General features: G+C 66.0%; 1 pseudogene. It reads right to left on the bottom strand.

What is annotated here, in order from left to right:
* Positions 1 to 533: pseudogene (locus M3I56_RS40890) on the bottom strand (heme utilization protein); the annotation flags it as partial.

The following is a 533-nucleotide window of genomic DNA, read 5'->3' as shown; positions in this document are numbered from 1 at the left end:
TGAGGTCCGCCGTGCCGAGCTGCGCGACCTGGCTGGACGTCAGTGCCTTGATGCCCGCCGAACCCAGACCGTTTACAACCTGGCTGGTGCTCAGCGCCTTGATATCAGCCGAACCCAGTTGCTGGACCTGGCTCGAAATCAGGCTCGACAGCTGGCCCGTGCTCAGACCCGAAACCTGTGCGCTCGTCAGCAGGTTCACCGACAGCGTCGCCAGCTGCGACGTCGTCAGCGCGTTCAGCGCCGTCGAGGTCAGCGACTGCACTTGCGACGACGTCAGCTGGCCAATGCCCGCCGAACCGAGTGCCTGCACTTCTGCCGTGTTCAGCGCGCTCAGGTCCGCCGTGCCGAGCTGTGCGACCTGGCTGGACGTCAGTGCCGCGATGCCCGCCGAACCCAGACCGTTCACCACCTGGCTGGTGCTCAGCGCCTTGATGTCAGCCGAACCCAACTGCTGGACCTGGCTCGAAATCAGGCTCGACAGCTGGCCCGTGCTCAGACCGGCCACCTGACCGGTCGTCAGCGAGGCGATCGCC

This window comes from Paraburkholderia sp. CNPSo 3281, assembly GCF_024206515.1.
Lineage (GTDB): Bacteria > Pseudomonadota > Gammaproteobacteria > Burkholderiales > Burkholderiaceae > Paraburkholderia > Paraburkholderia nodosa.
This window is presented reverse-complemented; position numbering and strand designations above follow the sequence as displayed.